Annotated in this window: 14 protein-coding genes; 9 read left to right on the plus strand and 5 right to left on the minus strand. The window is 45.5% G+C overall.

Annotated elements, in window-relative coordinates:
* Positions 1–65 precede the first annotated feature (65 nt).
* The 7 genes from KSW37_RS01080 (at position 66) to KSW37_RS01110 (ending at position 10,353) form a co-directional block, all read left to right on the plus strand.
* Positions 66–1,400 (plus strand): dihydroorotase, encoded by a 1,335-nt coding sequence (locus KSW37_RS01080; protein WP_217313039.1) that lies wholly within the window; start codon positions 66–68, stop codon positions 1,398–1,400.
* A gap of 45 nt (positions 1,401–1,445) precedes the next feature.
* A complete protein-coding gene (locus KSW37_RS01085) occupies positions 1,446–2,267 on the plus strand; it encodes a vitamin B12 dependent-methionine synthase activation domain-containing protein (RefSeq protein WP_217313038.1) in 822 nt (273 codons plus the stop codon).
* Positions 2,264–3,481 carry a metallophosphoesterase gene (locus tag KSW37_RS01090; protein ID WP_217313037.1) on the plus strand — a complete coding sequence of 406 codons (1,218 nt, stop codon included), beginning with the start codon at positions 2,264–2,266 and terminating at the stop codon, positions 3,479–3,481. Before KSW37_RS01085 ends, KSW37_RS01090 begins: the two co-directional genes overlap by 4 nt.
* 55 nt (positions 3,482–3,536) lie before the next feature.
* The gene (locus tag KSW37_RS01095) at positions 3,537–4,295 is read left to right on the plus strand and encodes a lysophospholipid acyltransferase family protein (RefSeq protein WP_217313036.1); all 759 of its coding nucleotides are present in this window, start codon (positions 3,537–3,539) and stop codon (positions 4,293–4,295) included.
* 94 nt (positions 4,296–4,389) lie between these two features.
* Complete coding sequence (locus tag KSW37_RS01100) at positions 4,390–5,133, plus strand: polyprenol monophosphomannose synthase (protein ID WP_217313035.1); 744 nt, start codon at positions 4,390–4,392, stop codon at positions 5,131–5,133.
* Between the two features lie 25 nt (positions 5,134–5,158).
* Positions 5,159–8,575 carry a transcription-repair coupling factor gene (gene mfd / locus KSW37_RS01105; protein WP_217313034.1) on the plus strand — a complete coding sequence of 1,139 codons (3,417 nt, stop codon included), beginning with the start codon at positions 5,159–5,161 and terminating at the stop codon, positions 8,573–8,575.
* 416 nt (positions 8,576–8,991) lie between these two features.
* Positions 8,992–10,353 carry a TrpB-like pyridoxal phosphate-dependent enzyme gene (locus KSW37_RS01110; protein ID WP_217313033.1) on the plus strand — a complete coding sequence of 454 codons (1,362 nt, stop codon included), beginning with the start codon at positions 8,992–8,994 and terminating at the stop codon, positions 10,351–10,353.
* Between the two features lie 185 nt (positions 10,354–10,538).
* Here the strand turns inward: KSW37_RS01110 and KSW37_RS01115 are convergent, their stop codons facing one another.
* From KSW37_RS01115 to KSW37_RS01125, 3 genes are all read right to left on the minus strand, one after another.
* Positions 10,539–11,093, minus strand: a complete 555-nt coding sequence (locus tag KSW37_RS01115; protein ID WP_144152077.1) for a glutathione peroxidase — start codon at positions 11,091–11,093, stop codon at positions 10,539–10,541.
* A 666-nt stretch (positions 11,094–11,759) separates the two neighbouring features.
* Positions 11,760–15,758: a hybrid sensor histidine kinase/response regulator transcription factor gene (locus tag KSW37_RS01120; RefSeq protein ID WP_217313032.1), complete on the minus strand. Its 3,999-nt coding sequence runs from the start codon at positions 15,756–15,758 to the stop codon at positions 11,760–11,762.
* Between the two features lie 236 nt (positions 15,759–15,994).
* Entirely contained in the window at positions 15,995–17,203 is a 1,209-nt protein-coding gene (locus tag KSW37_RS01125; protein ID WP_217313102.1) for a hypothetical protein, read from the minus strand.
* Between the two features lie 398 nt (positions 17,204–17,601).
* On the opposite strand from KSW37_RS01125, the gene KSW37_RS01130 reads away from it, so the two are divergent.
* Positions 17,602–18,198: a hepatitis A virus cellular receptor 1 gene (locus KSW37_RS01130; RefSeq protein WP_147350818.1), complete on the plus strand. Its 597-nt coding sequence runs from the start codon at positions 17,602–17,604 to the stop codon at positions 18,196–18,198.
* 38 nt (positions 18,199–18,236) lie between these two features.
* A complete protein-coding gene (locus KSW37_RS01135; RefSeq protein ID WP_217313031.1) occupies positions 18,237–18,953 on the plus strand; it encodes a hypothetical protein in 717 nt (238 codons plus the stop codon).
* A gap of 71 nt (positions 18,954–19,024) precedes the next feature.
* Here the strand turns inward: KSW37_RS01135 and KSW37_RS01140 are convergent, their stop codons facing one another.
* The gene (locus KSW37_RS01140; RefSeq protein ID WP_217313030.1) at positions 19,025–20,095 is read right to left on the minus strand and encodes a DNA/RNA non-specific endonuclease; all 1,071 of its coding nucleotides are present in this window, start codon (positions 20,093–20,095) and stop codon (positions 19,025–19,027) included.
* A gap of 181 nt (positions 20,096–20,276) precedes the next feature.
* Complete coding sequence (locus KSW37_RS01145; RefSeq protein WP_006847266.1) at positions 20,277–20,528, minus strand: type B 50S ribosomal protein L31; 252 nt, start codon at positions 20,526–20,528, stop codon at positions 20,277–20,279.
* Positions 20,529–20,680 lie beyond the last annotated feature (152 nt).

Raw genomic sequence — 20,680 nt, forward strand, 5'->3', positions numbered from 1 at the left:
AGGGCTCTTTCAGGGTCTTGGGCATTAACATCTTGTAAAACTCTTCATTTTATAAGTTTAGAAGTATGAAATTAATCAAGAATGGAACCATTATAAATGAGGGTCGCTCTTTTGTGGGCGACCTCTTGTTGGATGGTGAATTTATCAAGGAGATATATGAAGGCGAGGCACCCCGTGGCAATTACGATGAAGTCATCGATGCCTCGGGGTGTTTTGTTTTGCCGGGTGTGATTGATGATCATGTTCACTTCCGTGAGCCGGGACTTACGCAGAAGGCTGACATCGAGAGCGAAAGCCGTGCAGCTGCCTTTGGTGGTGTAACCAGCTATTTCGAGATGCCTAACACGGTGCCTCAGACTACCACTCTGGAGGCTTGGCAGGCGAAGCGGCAGCTGGGCGCTGAGAAGAGTCATGTGAACTACAGTTTCTTCTTTGGTGCTACCAATGACAATGTAAATGATTTTGAGCAGCTCGATACGCATCGTGTACCGGGCATCAAGCTCTTTATGGGCTCCAGTACGGGCAATATGCTGGTGGATAAATATGAGGCTCTGCAGGCTATCTTCAAGAAGGCGAAAGAACTGAATCTGCCGGTGATGACCCACTGCGAGGATACTGAAATCATCAACCGCAACATGCAGCTGGCTAAGCAAAAATGGGGTGAGGATCCTGCCGTAGAGCATCATCCGGAAATCCGCAGCGAGGAGGCTTGCTATGAAAGCAGCCGTCTGGCGGTGCAGCTGGCTAAGGAAAGCGGGGCGCATCTCCATATCGCCCACGTTACTACGGCTAAGGAACTGGAGTTCTTCGGTAAGGATGAAAATATTACAGGCGAGGCGGTTGTGGCTCATCTCATGTTCTCGGATAAAGACTATGCTGTGAAGGGTGCGCGCATCAAATGCAACCCTGCAGTAAAGACTGTAGCTGGCCGTGATACTTTGCGTAAGGCGCTGAACAATGGTAAGATAACTGTAGTAGGTACCGATCATGCTCCTCATCAGCTGAAGGATAAACAGGGCGGTTGTGCCAAGGCTGCATCAGGTATGCCGATGGTACAGTTCTCACTGGTAAGCATGCTGAAACTTGTTGACGAAAAGGTAATCAGTATCGAGCGTCTGGTTGAACTGATGTGCCATAATCCAGCCCGTCTGTTCCATATCAGTCAGCGCGGTTTCCTGCGTCCGGGTTATAAGGCAGATGTCGTTGTGGTGCGCAGGGGAGAGCCTTGGAAGGTGACCGAAGAGGTGATTCAGAGCAAGTGTAAATGGAGTCCTGTAGAGGGTGACGAGTTTGCATGGAAAGTGGAGCAGACTTTCTGTAACGGTCGTCTTGTCTACGACAAAGGCGTGTTTGATGCCGCCAGCAGAGGAGAGGAACTGGAGTTCAGAAACAATTCCTGAAAAAGGGAAATCTTACGGGGATTGTAAAATAAAATATCGTATCAGATGCGAAAAATAGTATACAATATAAGCGAAATTGAGCCATATATCAACTGGCTATACTTCTATCATGCCTGGGGATTGAGCGGCAAACCTCGTGAGGAAAAGGAAAAACTGAAGGCAGAGGCGCTCGATATGCTCCATTCATGGGAAGGCGAATATCATACCTATGCCGTCTTCGGACTCTTCGAGGCGAACAGCGAGGGGGATGATATCTGGCTGGAAGGGCAGAAAGTCCGCTTCCCGATGCTCCGTCAGCAGCATCCGGCGGCTCAGGGAGAACCCAATCTCTGTCTGGCTGATTTCATCCGTCCTCTGGGCAGCGGAATAACAGACCGGCTGGGTATCTTCTGTACGACGGTGGATGGTGGCCTGGAGAAGAAATATCGCACGGACGACTACCTCAATATGATGACACAGACACTCTGCGACCGGTTGGCTGAAGCCACGGCAGAGAAGTTGCACGAAGAGGTGAGACGCAGCATCTGGGGCTATGCTCCCGACGAGCAGCTGAGCATCGAAGACCAGCATCAGGAGCGCTATCAGGGCATCCGTCCGGCTATCGGATATCCTTCGCTGCCCGATACCAGTGCCAACTTCATCATCGACCAGCTCATCGATATGAGTCAGGTGGGCATCCGGCTCACCACAAGCGGTATGATGACGCCTCATGCCAGTGTTTCGGGGCTGATGTTTGCACATCCCAAGGCACGGTATTTTGAACTGGGACGGATAGGAGACGACCAGCTTCGCGACTATGCACAGCGCAGAGGAGTGCCCGTGCAGGCAATGAAAACGTATCTTCAATCAAGTTTGATCAAGAAATGATAGCAAGAATATTGATACCCGTAGTGGTATTCACCCTGTTGCCGTATCTGTGGATATATAAAAGGTATGGCAAGTTATGGCTGAAGAGCCTCTGGCAGCGGGTGCTCTTCTGGTTGCCGGCTTTCGTGGTTATCGCCTACAGCGCGTATATCACGATGCTGCCCAACTTCCTGCCCCGCAATCCGGTGCTCGTCGACATCTGGTTTGTAATGATGGCAGTATGTGCGGTGCCGCAGTTTGTCTTCAGTCTGTTCAGTGTCTTCGGCTGGTGCTGTATGAGGCTTCTCCACGGCCATCGCAACTGGGGCAAGCTCCTCGGTCTGGTAGTGGGAGCAGTGGCGTTCTTCTGCTTTATCTATGGATTTACCGAAGGATTTCCTAAGATGCAGGTCAAGCGAATCACCATCTATGTACCCAATCTGCCGAAGTCTTTCGAGGGCTATCGCATCGTTCAGTTCAGCGACATCCATCTCGGGTCATACTATGGCTGGCGTGGTCATCTGCCTCAGCGCGATATCGACAGCATCAATGCCGAGAAGCCTGATCTGATTTGCTTTACGGGTGATTTACAGAATGTTACACCCGATGAACTGCCTAAGTATCAGGCGCTGCTCAGCAGTCTGAAAGCCAGAGACGGCGTGATGAGTGTGCTGGGCAATCACGATTACACCTATTATATGGATGTAGATGACGAGCAGGAGATAGCTGCATTAGAGAAGCGGATGCAGGACTTCCAGCGGAGTTGCGGATGGCACCTGCTGATGAATGAACATGTGGCGGTGCATAGAGGCGCTGACAGTATCTATGTGGCTGGTACAGAGAACTATGACAAGCCAAAGCGCACCAACGTAAGGAAGGCGCTGTATGGCATCAGACCGGGCTCTTTCGTGCTGATGCTGCAGCATATACCAAAGCAATGGCGCGAGACCTGGCCTTCTACTATTAATAAGGAGAAGGATGAGGATGGCGATGTGATAGGACCGGACAGGAAGGATTCGCTGGTTGTAGCACCGCAGCTTACATTGAGCGGTCATACGCATGCGGGTCAGGTCAGCGTACTGGGCTTGCGTCCGTCGATGTTCACTCCTTATGATTACGGCCTCTTCGAAGAGGAAGGTTGCCAGCTCTATACCACATCGGGTTTGGGCGGTACCGTTCCAATCCGCATCGGGGCTACGGCAGAAATCGTGGTCATCACACTAAAGAGAAAATAAGGAGTGTTGAATGTTAAATGTTGAGTGTTAAATTATTCATTCTTAATTAAAAAAAATGAAGTACTTATATCGTCTGTATCAGCTTGTGGTATGCTTGCCTATCCTCTTGTTGGCTAGCGTTTTAACCAGTTTAACTACTGTTTTGGGATGCATGCTGGGTAATGGTCATTTCTGGGGCTATTATCCTGGCAAGTATTGGGCTTGTCTTTGGGTCCGCATCCTCCTTCTGCCTGTAAAAGTAGAGGGACGTGAGCATCTCAAGAAAAACCAGAGTTATGTTTTCGTGGCCAATCATCAGGGTGCTTTCGATATCTTCCTGATTTACGGCTTCCTGGGCAGAAACTTCAAGTGGATGATGAAGAAGGGCTTGCGCAAAGTGCCTCTCATCGGTATTGCCTGTGAGTATGCGCATCACATCTTTGTAGACAAGAGCGGACCTTCGAAGATCCGCGCTTCTTATGACCGTGCTCGCGAGGTGCTCAAAGAGGGTATGTCGCTGGTGGTATTCCCTGAAGGTGCCCGCACGTTTACGGGTCACATGGGTGTGTTTCGCCGTGGCGCTTTCATGCTTGCCGATGAACTGCAGTTGCCGGTATGTCCGCTTACCATCAATGGCAGTTTCGATGTGAAACCTCGTATGAAGGACATCTACTGGGCTTTCTGGCATCCTCTGAAGCTCACTATTCATGAGCCTATTGAGCCGATTGGCAAGGGCGCTGACAATATCAAGAACCAGATGAACAAGAGCTATGAGGCGATTATGAACGGACTTGACAAGAAATATCAGGGCTTTGTAGAGAATCCGGACCAATAATTTCGGTTTTTCGCTTGTTATTTCAGAAATAAGTTGTAATTTTGCATCTGTATTACATTATTTAGTATCAGAATCATTAAAATTAGAAGAAGTTATGAGTGATAGCATAGTAATCATTCCTACATATAATGAGAAGGAAAACATCGAGAAAATCATCCGTGCTGTCTTCGGTCTCGAAAAGCAGTTTGATATCCTCGTTATCGATGACGGAAGTCCTGACGGTACTGCTGCCATCGTCAAGGGCTTGATGGCTAAAGAGTTTGCCGGTCGTCTGCATATTCTGGAGCGTTCTGGTAAGCTCGGTTTGGGTACTGCCTATATCATGGGCTTCAAATGGTCATTGAAGCAGGGCTATGACTTCATCTTTGAGATGGATGCCGATTTCAGCCATGATCCTAATGATTTGCCACGTCTCTATGCGGCAACTCACGATGAGGGCTATGATGTAGCTGTAGGTTCAAGATATATTTCGGGTGTGAATGTGGTCAACTGGCCTATCGGACGTGTATTGATGAGCTATTTCGCTTCTAAATACGTGCGTATCGTAACCGGTTTCAAGGTGCATGATACTACAGCCGGATTCGTCTGCTATCGCCGTAAGGTATTGGAAACCATTGATTTGGATGCAATCCGCTTTAAGGGCTATGCTTTCCAGATAGAGATGAAGTACACCGCTCATCGCATTGGTTTCAAAATCAAGGAGGTGCCTGTCATCTTTGTCAACCGTCGTGAGGGTGTGAGCAAGATGAATGGTGGCATCTTCGGTGAGGCTTTCTTTGGCGTGATGCGACTGCGCCTGGATGGCTGGTTCAAGAAATATCCGAAGAAAGATTTATAATCAGTAATCACTAATCAGTACTTGGATGGAAATCCAAAAGATAGAAAAAACATACGGGCGTTCGCCACAGGCGGATGCCCTCTTTGATTTGATGGGGAAGAAGTCGGTTCATTCCATTTTTCTCCAGGGCTTGCTGTGCTCTTCGGCTCCGATGTTCTTTGCTTCTCTGCAGGGAAAGATGAGACGTTCGGTGCTCTTCGTACTGGATGATGCCGATGAAGCAGGCTATTTTTATCACGATCTCACTCAGATGATTGGGCAGGAGAAGGTCTTCTTCTTCCCTTCCAGTTATCGGCGTGCCGTGAAATACGGGCAGCGTGATGCTGCAAATGAAATCCTGCGTACCGAGGTGCTGGCGCGCCTCTCTTCGGGAGGGCATTTCTTGATTGTCACTTATCCCGATGCACTGGCTGAACTCGTCGTGGCTAAGCAGAATCTGGATGAACGGATTCTAAAACTGGCTGTAGGTCAGCAGATTGCCCAAACCGATGTGGTTCATACCCTGCGCGATTTCGAACTCAAAGAAACCGATTATGTCTATGAACCGGGTCAGTTTGCCGTGCGTGGAAGCATCCTCGATGTCTATTCCTACAGCTGCGAATATCCGTTCCGTATCGACTTCTTCGGCGATGAGATTGATACCATCCGTACCTTTGATGTAGAGACCCAGCTCTCGCAGGTGAAGCGCACAGAGATAGAAATCGTGCCTGAACTCGCCCATATCGAGAGCAACAAACAGTGTTTCCTCAATTTTCTCTCCGAAAGTACGCCAGTTGTAGCGAAAGACCTCTCTTTCGTTTGCGACCGCATCGGTCAGATTTATACCGAAGGCTTCTCATCGCAGAGCCTTACCGAGCAGCTGGAGGGAGCCACTGAGGTGGAGGCAGAGCGCATCAGACATGAGATGAAGACCGAGCTTAATCTCGTTTCTCAGCTCGATTTCAAGAAGGCTGTAGCGGCTCATCTCCGCATCGAGTTCGGTAAGGTTGCTCCGTCAGAGAGTTCGGCAGTGATACCTTTCAATATTACTCCACAGCCTCTTTTCCATAAGAATTTCGATTTGCTTTGCCAGACTTTGGAGGATTTCCAGCTTCAGGGTTACACCTTATATATATTGGCAGATAGCCAGAAGCAGCAACAGCGCCTGAAGGATATCTTTGAAAGCGAAGAACTGAAGCGTTACGCCATCCGTTTTACACCGGTAGACAAGACGCTTCATGAAGGCTTTACTGATCACGACAAGAAGTGCTGTTTCTTTACCGATCATCAGATTTTCGACCGTTTCCACAAGTATAACCTGCGCTCAGATAAGGCGAGAACCGGCAAGATGGCACTCACCATGAAGGAACTGCAGGAGATGGAAGTGGGCGATTTTATCGTGCATGTAGACTTCGGTATCGGTAAATTTGGCGGTCTGGTAAGGGTTCCTGCGGGCAACAGCTATCAGGAAATGATCCGCATCGTCTATACGAACAATGACAAGGTGGATGTTTCTATCCACTCGCTTTATAAAATCAGCAAATACCGCCGCAGCGATACCGGTACTCCGCCTCGCCTGTCTACACTGGGCACAGGAGCCTGGGATAAGCTTAAGGACAAGGCTAAGAAGCGAATCAAAGACATTGCGCGCGATCTCATCAAACTCTATGCCCAGCGCCGACGCGAGAAGGGATTCGCCTTCAGTGCCGACAATTATCTGCAGCATACGCTGGAGGCTTCCTTCCTCTATGAAGATACGCCAGACCAGAATAAGGCTACCCAGGAGGTAAAGAAGGATATGGAGAGCGGCAGACCGATGGACCGTCTGGTTTGTGGCGATGTGGGCTTCGGTAAGACTGAAGTTGCCATCCGTGCAGCCTTCAAGGCGGCATGTGACAGCAAGCAGGTTGCGGTGCTGGTGCCAACTACCGTTCTGGCTTTCCAGCACTATCAGACCTTCAAGAAACGTCTGGAAGGCATGCCTGTAAGGGTTGACTATCTCAGTAGAGCCCGTACAACGAAGGAAACCAGAGAGGTGCTTGACGACCTGAAAGAGGGTAAGATAGACATCCTGATAGGTACACATAAGCTGATATCCAAGACCGTGAAATGGCATGACCTGGGACTGCTCATCATCGATGAAGAGCAGAAGTTCGGCGTGTCTACCAAAGAAAAACTCCGTCAGCTCAAGGTGAATGTCGATACACTTACGATGAGTGCCACTCCGATTCCGCGTACCCTCCAGTTCTCTCTGATGGGCGCCCGGGATATGAGCATCATGCGCACTCCGCCACCTAACCGATATCCGATTCATACCGAACTGGTAACGTTTAGTAGTGAAGTCATCTGCGATGCCATCAACTTCGAGATGAGCCGAAACGGACAGGTTTATTTCGTATGTGACAGAATATCCAAGCTTCCGGAGCTCAAGATGCTCATAGAGAAGCATATTCCAGACTGTAGGGTAGCAATCGGTCACGGACAGATGAAGCCTGAGGATCTGGAGAAAATCATCATGGGCTTTATCAATTATGATTATGATGTACTGCTTTCTACCACCATCGTAGAGAACGGCATCGATATTTCCAATGCCAATACGATTATCGTGAGCGATGCTCATCACTTCGGATTGAGTGACCTGCATCAGATGCGTGGACGCGTAGGAAGAAGCAACAAGAAGGCTTTCTGCTATCTGATGGCGCCACCTAAGAGTGTACTTACTCCTGAAGCGCGTCGCCGTCTGGAGGCGCTGGAGACGTTCAGTGAACTGGGTAGCGGCTTCAATCTCGCCATGCAGGACCTGGATATCCGCGGTGCGGGTAATCTGCTGGGTTCTGAGCAGAGCGGTTTTATGGAAGATCTCGGTTATGAAACCTACCAGAAGATTCTTTCTCAGGCTGTAACGGAGTTGAAGAACGAGGAGTTCTGTGACCTTTATCAGGAGAAGATGGATGAAGGCGCCCAGCTTACGGGTGATGATTTCGTTGACGATTGTGGCATAGAGAGCGATCTGGAGATGTATTTCCCTCAGACTTATGTGCCGGGCGACAGCGAGCGTATGCTCCTTTATCGTGAACTGGACCGCCTGGAGAGCGATGAGGAGGTAGAAGCTTACCGCAAGCGTATGATAGACCGTTTCGGTCCTGTGCCTCATGAAGCAGACGAACTGATGCATGTGGTAGGTCTGCGTAGGGTAGGCAAGAAACTGGGCTGTGAGAAGATTATTCTCAAGCAGGGCTATATGCAGATGCAGTTTGTGAGCAATGTAAACAGTCCGTTCTACAGAAGTCAGATGTTTAACCGCATCCTCGCTTACGTCACCAGTCATATTCAAGACTGTGTTCTGAAAGAAAAATTCAACAAGCGAATGCTTCGCATCAATGATGTGAAGACTGTAGGTCAGGCTATAAACCTGCTGAATCAGATATCGCAGATTGATTCAGGCAATAAAACAGACGACTGATTTAGACTGAAAAGAAAATAAATAAGACCACATGTGTTAATATTTGTTTCAGTTTAATGCATAAAAAAAACATTGGAATCTCAATACCCCTATTGAGCTCCAATGTTTTATTTTTTGTATAAGTAAAAGATGATGATAAGCGTTTCACAACGCATGTTGAATTTTTTCTGTTGCAAAGATACGATTTTCTGTTATAATAGTGGGGGTAATATTTGATATTTTAGGTGTAATATTTGGTTGAAATTCAAAAAATCACACTGATTGTATACTTTGGTAACAAATAATACCTATAGAATTAACTGATTTGTTGAATAAAAATAAAAAAATAGTGGAAAATCATATAAAAAAGTTTTTTATTCCATTTTTTATTTGTACCTTTGTTCTGGCATACAACAATTTTAAACATATATATAAATATGAGACAGAAAAAGTACATCTTAAGTGAGCAGGAACTTCCTACTCAGTGGTACAACATTCAGGCAGATATGCCTAACAAGCCTTTGCCACCGTTGAACCCTCAGACTCACCAGCCAATGAGTGCTGATGACTTGTCACACGTATTTAATAAGGAGTGCTCAAAGCAGGAACTTGATACAGAGCATGCCTGGATTGACATTCCAGAAGATGTGTTGGAGAAGTACACCTTCTACCGTTCAACACCTCTTGTACGTGCTTATGCCCTTGAGGAGGCACTTGGTACACCAGCGCATATCTACTTCAAGAATGAGAGTACCAACCCGTTAGGTTCTCATAAAATCAATTCAGCCATTCCTCAGTGCTACTACTGTAAGCAGGAGGGTGATACCAACGTCACTACAGAGACAGGTGCAGGTCAGTGGGGTGCAGCCCTTTCTTATGCAGCTAAGCTCTACGGTTTGGAGGCAGCGGTTTATCAGGTAAAGATTACCATGCAGCAGAAACCATACCGTTCCAGCATCATGCGTACGTTTGGAGCCACTGTAGAGGGTTCTCCTTCCATGAGTACACGTGCCGGTAAGAATATCATCACACGCGATCCTCATCATCCAGGTTCGCTCGGTACAGCTATCAGTGAGGCTGTTGAGCTGGCTACCACAACACCAGGCTGTAAGTATACGCTGGGTTCCGTGCTCAATCATGTGGCGCTTCATCAGACCATTATCGGTCTTGAGGCAGAGAAGCAGATGGAGATGGCAGGTGAGTATCCTGATCAGGTGATTGCTTGTTTTGGTGGTGGTAGTAACTTCGGTGGTATTGCCTTCCCATTCCTCCGTCACAACTTTACAGGCGAGCGCCATACAGAGTTTATTGCTGCAGAGCCAGAGAGTTGTCCTAAACTGACTCGCGGTAAGTTTGAGTATGATTTCGGTGATGAGGCAGGTTATACTCCATTGCTGCCAATGTATACTTTGGGTCATGATTTCAAGCCAGCCAACATTCATGCCGGTGGTCTCCGTTATCATGGTGCAGGCATGATTATCTCCCAGCTTCTGAAGGATGGTTACCTGCATGGTGAAGATATCCCTCAGCTGGAGTCATTCAAGGCGGGTATGCTCTTTGCACAGACCGAGGGTATCATTCCTGCTCCAGAGAGCTGTCATGCGATTGCAGCCACTATACGTGAGGCTCTGAAGGCTAAGGAAGAGGGCAAGGAGAAGGTTATCCTGTTCTGTCTCTCAGGTCATGGACTTATCGATATGCCGTCTTACGATAGCTTTATCAATGGTGATTTGCAAAATTATTCAGTAAGTGATGAAGAAATCCAGCAGTTCCTCAAGGATGTGCCAAAGGTTGACTAATAGTTAACAGTTAATAGTTTATAGCAAACAGTTGACAATTATTCTTTGAGATATATTGAAATAACAATATCACATATAAAAGAAGCCAGGCTGCGAAAAGCAACCTGGCTTTTTATTTAGAGATTCTATTCTCTGTTATTTTAGAATTAGAAAATCTGTTCTTTATTCAAGGGTTCTATCTTTCATTAGAGGTTCAACCATTCTTCGATAGCCTTAGCGATGACATCGAAACTTGTGGTAGGCTCAAAACGGGCTACAACCTGACCCTTCTTGTTAACGAGGAACTTGGTGAAGTTCCACTTGATATCGGCACTCTCCTTGTAGTTAGGATCAGCCTCACTCAACATCTTGTCGAGAACAGGGTAGAGAGGATGGCTCTCGTCCCAACCAGCGAAACCCTTACATTCTTTCAGGAATTTGAAAAGAGGGGCTGCATCGTCTCCATTCACCTTGATCTTCTTGTAGCGCTGGAACTCTGTGCCGTATGTAAGCTTGCAGAACTGATGAATGCTTTCATCTGTACCAGGTGCTTGCTGGCCAAACTGGTTGCAAGGAAAATCAAGAATTTCGAAACCCTGAGAATGATAGGTCTCATAAAGTTTCTCCAGTTCCTCATACTGAGGTGTGAAACCACACTTTGTGGCGGTGTTGACGATGAGCAGCACTTCGTTGGCATACTCCTTGAGGGAAACATCCTTTCCCTTTCTGTCTTTAACAGAAAATTCGTAAACAGTTCTCATTTTTTTTTATCTTTATATGTATGTGTTATCTATATTTCCGATCTCAACTTATATGATCTAGAGTGCAAAGATACTACTTTTCTCTTAGAATACTTCAAGAGTTTTTTTAAAAATTCTAAAAATCGAACAAAATCATAGATGAAGGAATCTGCGCAATATATATATTGAGCTTGCGAAACTTGAATACATAATAATCAGCTTGAAAGTTTATAAAACCAAAAAGTGCAGGATTTTCACAAACCCTGCACTTCTTTTTTCCCCTCTTTTCCTCAAAAAAAACAAAGAAAAGAGGTTTACGATTAATCTATCATTTAACTTTTCTAAGAACTTGCTGCAAAGATACTGCTTTTTCCTGTAACGCCAAACTTTTTTGCCATTTTTTTTTCGTAAAAAGGGAAAATTAATCAAATACCCCCCCATTTTTATACTTTTTTGCACTATGCGGTCAAAAAATAAGGCAGAACGGCCCGTTTTTAGGGATATTCTGCCTTAATATGTTTCTGTGTTTTTTGTTGTGTCCGATAACGAAAATGGTTGTGTACGACAACAAACACTGTTCTGTCCTGTAATATGTATTACTTTTGTCAACAATTATGAGAGCCGCTATCAACCGGTATAAATACTGGCGTCAATTTCTGCGAAAGCCATCATTAGCTGGTACGTGAGCTACCCTTGCGTTCTGTTTCGGTATTCAGTAGGTACGATACCCGTTTCTTTCTTGAATACCTTCGAGAAATACTTAGGGTCTGTGAAGCCTACTGCGAAGGCGATGCTGCTCAGTGTATCGTCTGTCTTGCGCAACATCTCGCATGCCTTCTTGATACGTATATGGCGAACGAAGTCTACCGGTGTCATTCCGGTTGTTGCTTTCACCTTATTATATAGTACGCTTCGGCTCATACCGATTTCGTTCGAGATATCATCTATCTTGAGTTCCGGATTGCCTGCATTGGCAACAACAAACCTGAAGACACGCATCATGGTTCTGTCCTGAATCTGTGCCGCCATAAATGCCAGTTCGCTGCTTGGGTCAACCGCTTCGTTTTCGGCATTTGTTTCTGCCTGGTCAAGAGCAGGCTGAGGAGCCACTGTAGGCAGTATTCGCATGGCAGCTATGGCATCTTTATCGCCAGCTTCCTTCAGCTTTCTGATGATATCCACCTGAATGTTGCGGCGCTGAGTGAGGATAGCCTCTATTCTGCCGAGCAGATAAGGGGTAGAGAATGGCTTGGTGACATAGGCGTCAACTCCTTCATCAAAACCTCGCTGCTGGTCTTCTACGCTTGCCTTGGCTGAGAGAATCATCACAGGGATGTTGTTGAGGGCGGTATCCTGCTTGATCTCGTGAATCATCGACAAGCCATCCATCACAGGCATGGTAACGTCCGTGAGGATAAAGTCTGGTATCTCCTTGCGCGCCATCACTAAACCAGCTTTTCCGTTCTCTGCAAGCAGCACGTTATAGGTAGGCGAGAGAATGCTGTAGAGGAACTTGCGCAGGTCGGCATTGTCTTCTACTACCAGTACCGTCTGGTCTTTTTGTTCCGCTTCTTCCTGTGCAGTTTCCTGTTCCTTGCCCATTTCTTCCTGTCGTTCAGCCTCTTTATCCTTTTCTTCTTTCTGTTTGTTGGCTTCTTCCAGATAGTCAGATGCATTGCGGTCGTCAATCAGGCCATTCGCTTCAGCTCTTTCTGTCAGGTCGTAATCTTCCTCGGTCAGACCGCTGTTCGTATGGAAGTCTGCCTTGTTGCCGTATCTCTGAGCCTTGTCCAGCATTACCAGCATTTCGTTGGCATTGTCTATTACCATTCTCAGCAGTTCCTTGCCCTTTCGGGTGATACCCGGTTCGGTATCCAAAACGGTTTTTACCGGGGCTCCGATGAGCGTCAGAGGGGTTCTCAGACGGTTGGCAGCATCGTTGTAGAACTCGTTCTTCATCACGCTCATCTCGTTGGTTACGTTCTCGCGCTGGCGCTGGTTGTAGGTATAGAAGATTGCGCCTACGATACCGAAGAGCAGCAGCAGAAGAAGAAGCTTGCCCCAGATGCTTTCCCAGAAGGTAGGGCGCACTTCGATAGGCAGTTCTGCCACATACTTGCTCCATACACCGTGAGAGTTGGTGGCTCTCACCTTGAGTACGTAATCGCCATAACTGATACGGTTGAAGCCGATGGTATGGCTGCTTCCGTTTGATATCCACACGCCTGGAGCTGTATAACCATCTATGCGATAGAGATATCTGGTCTGATACTTACGCTGATAGTCGAGCGATGCGAAGTTGATGGTCAGATTTCGCTTGTTGGCAGGAATCACTATTTTATCCTTGTGCAGGATAGGTTCCGCCTCCTTCTCTCCGCTATAATGGAGGGAACAGAAGATGACTTTAGGCTGGTAGTTGCTCTTCTTCAGCGTAGCCGGATTGAAGGTAATCAGTCCCATCGGGGTACCTACCGAGATGTTGTTGCTTGCCGGATCGTGGTAAGGACGGCTTTGCGAGAACGACATGTTGAAGTCGAAATCGTTAGGTCCGAACACGCTGCACTGGCCCGTTTTCGGGTTTACGCAGTCGATACTCGATTCTCTGATTACCCAGATTCTTCCCTGGTTGTCTTCTACCATGCCCTGTACGATGCCTTCGTTAATATCGATGGCATGGAAGTATTTCATCTTCAGATTGTCTTGCAGGAGCGATTTACTCACAATCTCTTCCATCACACCGCCCTGTTGCGAGATATACATCTTGCCGCTGGTGTGCTCCATGATATTGTTCATATCGTTTGCAGCCAGACTTGTGGTATCGTTCGGTATGTAGTAGGTCTTGTGGTAATTGATCTTTCTTGCGTTTGTAAAGGCATCACTGAAGGTGATGAGACCATCTGTAGTTCCTACGAGAATGGTTCCCGTAGTAGTGCAGCAGATGCGGCGTATGCGGTCGTAGTGCTGTTTCTCCCAAGGCAGTCCGTTTCGTTTACTGATGAAGCTGATACTGCCGTCTGCCGCCTCATTTACCAGGGCGATACCGCCACCATAGGTACCTATCCAGATGCGTCCGGTGCGGTCGGCTACAATGTCTTGTATCTTGTCGAACGGCAGCGATGACGGGTTGTTGGCATCATAAACAAAGTGTCTTACCTGCATTTTGTCTATCAGATATACACCGTTTCCGTTGGTTCCTATCCATGTTCTTCCCTTGATATCGAAGTGGATGGCGAAGATGCCCTTTTCGGCGAAGTTTACCTGCTGTGGCACAATCTGTCCGCTTGGCGACAGGTATCCGATGCTTTGGTAGGATGCGTTGAGCACCTGGATTACTCCGTTGTAATAACCAGCCCAGATATGTCCGTCTGGCGATGCATTCACCGAGAACACTTCGTCTTCGCCCACATCCAGCTTGTTGATAATGTAAGGGTGGTTTTTGAAGACTACCTGTGTCAGGTCGTGAGAGCCTGTCAGCCAGAGGATTCCCTGGTCTGAGAGTACATATTTCGTAATCTTCGGTATGCGGTAGTTGCCCGATGAATTGCTTCTCAGCTGATAAGGCACCAGTTTTCCTGCCTTGCGGTCAAAATAACTGAAGGTTCCTCCTCTAGGCACTACCCAGAGGGTCTTGTGTTCATCTTGTGTGATGAAATTGCTTTCGCAGGTTGTGCGGTCCATCGGGTCGTCCTGGTCGGCAAAGAGCCACTGTGCCTGTCCGGTCTTCGGATTGACGAGGGTTACTCCCATGCCGTCAGTGAATGCCCATACCATGCCGAAATCATCGGTATAAATCTTCTTTACCTCTGCCAGAGGCTGACTCGGGCTCTGTACGTTGATGATATCAAACTTGAAGGTGCGCGGGTTGTAGATGACCACACCCAGATTGGTTGCCAGCAGGAGCTGGTAACCTGTATTTTTCAGTTGGTTGATACGGGTTACGCCTTCCGGCATTGGTATCATGGTGAGTCGGTTCTGTAGGTCATATTTTGCCAGTTTACCGTCTTCTGTTGCCAGGAACTCATCTTCTCCCACCCCTCTGAGCCATTTGAAAGGCAGTTTGCTTGGAAATTTCGAGTTGTATATGTATGCGCCTTTGTCGGTAAGCACCCATTCTCTTCCGTGTATATCCTGGTGGATGTACCATACATTTCCGCTTCTGAGTCCCTTTTCTCCTACTTTGATGAGTTCTATGTTCCGCTCATCAAAGGTTTTTCCTACTGATCGGATGATGTATTTTCCATCTTCTGAAGTAAACCATGTTGCTCCGTTTTTCATTGGGTATACCTGGCTCACGCGCAGGTCGATGTTGAACTCTTCGTTGAATTTCTGTCCTACAGCAAAGAACCGACAGAAGTGGGTATCGTATACGTAGAGCTTGTGGTCGTATGTGATACACCACACGTTGTTGCTATAGGATGGTTCTATTTTCAGTATACGGTTGGTTGACAGGACGTCAATATCATCGGGGTTGTCTCTGAAAGTATGAAACTCGTAGCCGTCATAGAACGACAGTCCGTTCCATGTACTGAACCACATGAGGTTGTCTTTACCTTGTTTGAGGTCTGAGATGGTATTGGCAGCGAGTCCGTCTGTGATAGAGAATTTTCTCACATCGCAGTAGGGTACAGCTGCTGTCATGATGGTAGAGAGCAGTCCTAATAGGGTGATATATAATTTTCTTTTCATCATTTTTTATTCGTATACGTTTATTAATCGCAACAAAGGTAGTGAAAATAAATGAGATATCGTAGTTTTAGGTGTATTTTTTTATGTTATTGCATTAAATTATTCCACTTTTCATGTTATAGGGGTAATATTTGGTTGATTTGCTGGTGGTTCCTTCTTATGTTATGCCTAACAAAAAAACTCCCCCGATAAAAGAATATCGGAGGAGCAGTAGGGATATGTTGTTTTGAATTTGATTACTTCTGAATTATCTTCTTTCCGTTCTTGATGACTACACCCTTGTAAGCCTTGGTTACCTTCTGGCCTGCGAGGTTGTAAACAGGAGCGTTCTTTGCAGCTTCATCTGTTGTTATGTTAGTGATGCCGGTAGATTCAAACTTTTCTACAGCCTTGATAGGGAGAACTTCAGGGATGTTTTTGAATATTACACCGAAAATACCGGTTAAGGTATATTTCTCTCCTTCTGTTAATTTTGAAACACCACCAATACCGCTAAACTTATCGTAAATCATAATCTTGTTTTCACCATCATTAGCATAGTAGTTGAATTTACCTGCAGTATACTCTTCTTTGCTGAATGTGAACTCCTTAATCTTGATAAGGTCGTTGGTGTATTTGCCATCAAGGATGTCCTTTACAGTTGCAATAACAGGTTCAGCAGCTTCGTTGCTCTCTGTGATTTTGAGATTTTCGCTGTTTGTTTCCTTGCTTGCTGACAGATAAGGAATTCCTGCGTCATAAGCCAAATTTACCTTAACAGTACCGCTAATGATGCTGTTTACAGGCATATCGATTCCTAAAGTTCTCATTTCGATAGCAGTGTCACCTTCACGTACGTAAGTATTTACGGTTCCCTTGTAGCTGTTTACGTATAATACCTTTGCGTTTGTGAGTTTGAGGTTGATGTAATCCTTAGCTTCTTTATTGTTAGCCAAGAGTTCCTTTACACTTGCTGCATCGGTGTACTCTATCTTGGTACCAGCGAGCGTAACTTTGATAGACTTGATTTGGGTGTTGCCAGCAATTGTATATACAACTTTGTTTGCATCACCAGTCCAAGAACCTTTATTATTAGTACCTATGTCAGCTTTGTTATTATCATTCCATTTTTTATTAATAATGTCGATAGAAGCAATCTTCTTGTCAGCAGGTGCTTGAATCGTAAGCGTTCCACTGTACATTCTGAGACGTGGTGAACTAATCCAGATTCGGTTTTCATTCGAACCAGAAGTTTTTGCAGAAACTGTTACAGAAATACCATTAGTTGTACATGTCATGGCTTTGGTGATATCTCCATCTTTAGAATCTGAAGAAGATGTACCTGTCAGTTCTGGGAAGAGTGTTTTGTAATTATTGTCAAAGTCAAAAGTTACTTCCTGTGCAAACGTAACGCTAGCTACGAACGCCAGAACCAATGATAATGAATAGCGTAAAAATTTGTTCATAACTTAATAATTTTAAAGGTTTAACGTATAATTAATAAACTGTTGAAACTCATTTTGTGAGCGCATTCTTAGAATTTGCTTTGTGCTAAAAGCATGTTCTTTGAATAATTACTTATTTATGATGCAAAGATACGAAAAATATCGATACAATGTGTTAAGAAGGTGTTAAATCTTTGATACAGAGAAAGAAATATCATCAAAACCGAAAGAAATACCATCAAAAAAGGCGGTTGTTTTTGAAAGAATAGGGATTTCCCCCTCAGTTTGTATCCTTTTCCCCTTTGATGCAGCCGAAAAATCCACTACCTTTGCATCGAGTTCAAGAAAGAATGCTGTTCTTCGAGAACTCAAAAGTATAGAAGATATAAGAATATAAATAACTTAACTGATAAATTGATATGAAAAAGTTTACTACTCTTCTCACAATGGCTTTCATAGCTTTGATGAGCATCTCATTCACCTCATGTGATGATGATTCTGATATTGCATACACCCTCGATGGTACATGGAAGGGTAATATGTTGGTAGAATATGGTAATCAGAAGGCCCTCTACTCGGTAATCCGCTTCGACCAGAATGATGGTTTCTATTCCGGTACAGGCTATTGGATCGATTACTTTGATAGAAATTACTGGCATGGCAACAATTATATAGCGAACCGTATTACCTGGACAGTACGCAACAGAAACATCTATATCACTCTTCTTGATGAGGGTAGCGATGTTGTGATTTACGACTATGCTCTGGGCGACCGCAAGTTCTCTGGATATGTAGAGGCTGATAACGGCAACCGTGCTTATTTCGAGCTTTATCGCGATTCTTACAACTGGCGCGATGATTATGACTGGGGCTACGATGATGGCTGGGGCTATAGCAAGCAGCATTCGGGCTTGGAGAACACCCAGATTGTTTCTCGCGGAGCTAAGGATTCTGTAGAGTATGTTAAGGTGGCAGATGATAATCAGAAGCCTGTTCGCCGTTTTGTAGTGAAGTAAGGCAATAAGGAATTTAGTTTGAAGAAAGGAAACAAGATATGAAAAAGTTTAATCGGATATGGATGTGGATGGCGATAGCTGCAGCATCTTTCTCATTTACCTCATGTGATGATGATTATTATTGGCATGATGATTATTACTGGTATGATGACTATAATCATGGTGGCTGGGGATGGAATCAGGGCGACTGGAACAACGGTTCTAACGGCTCTCAGGATGATGACCTGCTGTTGGAGGCTCAGACTCTTACAGGTGACTGGAGAGGCTCTGTGATGCTCTCAGAACTTGCTGAGGACGGCCAGTCTCGCAACAACTACAGTTTCAATGCCGAGATGACGTTCTATCAGGCGGGTGATAAGGTTAACTCGCTCAGTGGTAATGGTGTAGAAGTGGATTATGCTGATGATGGAAGCAATGAATCCCAAACTCTGAAGTTTACCTGGTACATCGATAAGAATGGTGATATTTATATCCGCTATAATGATTCTGGTGCTACCTATGTGATGGATGCAGGTGCTAAGCAGTATGGTTTCTATCTGGGTGATGAAAAGGGCCAGGATGTGTTCTATGGTTATATGATAGGAACAGGTAAGGCTAAGGGTGATGTGATGCAAATCGATTTAGTGCGCTACGATCCGAGTGGAGCCCGTAAGAAGACCCGTTCTGCTGCAACCGATTCTGTAGCTCCTAGCTTCGGTAAGGCTACCGGTAGGGCATTCATGCCACATGCTATCAAGAAGTTGCCAAGAAGATGATGATATAAACCAAGAAATCCGCTCTCTCATTGATTTGAGAGAGCGGATTCTTTGTTTGTATATAGCCTGATTTATTTAAAGCCCCAAAGTTTCTTGAGAGCTTCTGCATCTACGTTTTCCACTTCCTTCTCTGTTTCATCAGGGAGATTACAGAAGAAGTCGATGCCGGTTTTGTCTTCCAGCGTCTTGATGTTTACGACATATTTGCCGAGCTTATCGCCCTTTTCAAATGCCTTGTTCTCGTGAGGGAACCAGTAGCCGAAAGCGCTGTATGTATACTGGTTGGTGCTCTTGTTTAGCTCCTTTTTCAGTACTGCTACAAAGAAATACTTTGGTATTGGGATATAGCCTGGCTTCTGGGTTTCGCTAGAAGCACCCTTCTTCTTCCAGCCCAGGAGATTACTCTCGCTGCCTACCGGGTCGATGGTACCGCCCTTTACGATAAACAGGGTATCAGAATCAATCTTTGGAGCCTTGGTACGAAGATCTTTCTCCATCTCATACCAAGTTCCACGCTGGTTGAAATCTCTGTATTGGGGCTGCATGTTGGTCATATAATATGTTTGATAGCGTTGATTTGCATTATATAGTCTGTCTGCATTTGGACAGATATGACCATGGTCCATGTGCTGTGTTGTCGGTGTTGGATCATCTGTAAAATCTACAATGCCCCATTGTTCTTGAAGATCTGTATCCCAAGGATATTGTCTTTGACCATAAGGAGGATCATATCTTCCTGATACATTTGATTTCGTATTGGTTGTATTGAAAGTATAGCAGCTCCATCTCTGGCTCTTCATGTTGTCATCCCATTCTGTAGAATAGTTCAACATACCTGTTGTATTATCCATGTGAACGATGGCATAGCTGCTGCCATTGTTCTTGAGCTTTGGGAACTCCAGACCGCCGATAGCGTTTCTTACCACTTGTGGCATGTTGGCAGTAGCCACATTCTTGTTTGTATTGTTCTTATCGGTTGATTCACCACCGGTATTGCCACCTGTGCTTCCACCACCTGTATTACCGCCACCGGTTGTACCGCCGTTTTCTGGATAATAGAACTGCAGGGTATCGTCAGTGCCGCAGGCAGAGAACGTCATCGCAGCAACGAGCGCGAAGATAAAAAACTTAGTATGCTTCATAATTCTCGATAATGTTTTGAAGTTAAAGATTAAGTATTTTCTATATAATAATGTATGTAGAAATCGATTGCATGAGGATAGAATAGAGAAAAAAAGTGCATTCCTACGTATATGCAACTACGCTGGAATGCACTCAGTATCTTTGCGATAATAAATATATCCTTATAAAAAAGGTATATTATTACTTCTTCAATTTGCCGTAACGGTTCATGAAGCGGTCTACGCGACCCGCTGTATCAACGAGCTTGCTCTTACCTGTGTAGAATGGGTGAGATGTGCTAGAGATTTCAATCTTAACAACTGGATAAGTCTCGCCTTCGAACTCAACAGTGTCGTTAGTCTTGCATGTAGACTGAGAGAGGAACATATCGCCGTTAGACATATCCTTGAATACTACAGGACGATAATTCTCTGGATGAATACCTTTTTTCATTTTTCTTTTTTATTTTTATTGGGTTATTAAAATTAGACGTCATGGGGATGCTTGTTGCATCATTTCGTGTCCCTTATCGGGGCATGCCCATTATAGCCTGTTATCAATTTCAGGCTGCAAAGTTACGCTTTTTTCCTGAAACCACCAAATAT

It is taken from the genome of Segatella copri (assembly GCF_019127135.1).
Taxonomy (GTDB): Bacteria; Bacteroidota; Bacteroidia; order Bacteroidales; family Bacteroidaceae; genus Prevotella.

Coding starts and splice junctions, on each gene's coding strand:
- KSW37_RS01080 (WP_217313039.1), top strand. CDS start 66: ATGAAATTAATCAAGAATGGAACCATTATAAATGAGGGTCGCTCTTTT.
- KSW37_RS01085 (WP_217313038.1), top strand. CDS start 1,446: ATGCGAAAAATAGTATACAATATAAGCGAAATTGAGCCATATATCAAC.
- KSW37_RS01090 (WP_217313037.1), top strand. CDS start 2,264: ATGATAGCAAGAATATTGATACCCGTAGTGGTATTCACCCTGTTGCCG.
- KSW37_RS01095 (WP_217313036.1), top strand. CDS start 3,537: ATGAAGTACTTATATCGTCTGTATCAGCTTGTGGTATGCTTGCCTATC.
- KSW37_RS01100 (WP_217313035.1), top strand. CDS start 4,390: ATGAGTGATAGCATAGTAATCATTCCTACATATAATGAGAAGGAAAAC.
- mfd (WP_217313034.1), top strand. CDS start 5,159: ATGGAAATCCAAAAGATAGAAAAAACATACGGGCGTTCGCCACAGGCG.
- KSW37_RS01110 (WP_217313033.1), top strand. CDS start 8,992: ATGAGACAGAAAAAGTACATCTTAAGTGAGCAGGAACTTCCTACTCAG.
- KSW37_RS01115 (WP_144152077.1), bottom strand. CDS start 11,093: ATGAGAACTGTTTACGAATTTTCTGTTAAAGACAGAAAGGGAAAGGAT.
- KSW37_RS01120 (WP_217313032.1), bottom strand. CDS start 15,758: ATGAAAAGAAAATTATATATCACCCTATTAGGACTGCTCTCTACCATC.
- KSW37_RS01125 (WP_217313102.1), bottom strand. CDS start 17,203: ATGAACAAATTTTTACGCTATTCATTATCATTGGTTCTGGCGTTCGTA.
- KSW37_RS01130 (WP_147350818.1), top strand. CDS start 17,602: ATGAAAAAGTTTACTACTCTTCTCACAATGGCTTTCATAGCTTTGATG.
- KSW37_RS01135 (WP_217313031.1), top strand. CDS start 18,237: ATGAAAAAGTTTAATCGGATATGGATGTGGATGGCGATAGCTGCAGCA.
- KSW37_RS01140 (WP_217313030.1), bottom strand. CDS start 20,095: ATGAAGCATACTAAGTTTTTTATCTTCGCGCTCGTTGCTGCGATGACG.
- KSW37_RS01145 (WP_006847266.1), bottom strand. CDS start 20,528: ATGAAAAAAGGTATTCATCCAGAGAATTATCGTCCTGTAGTATTCAAG.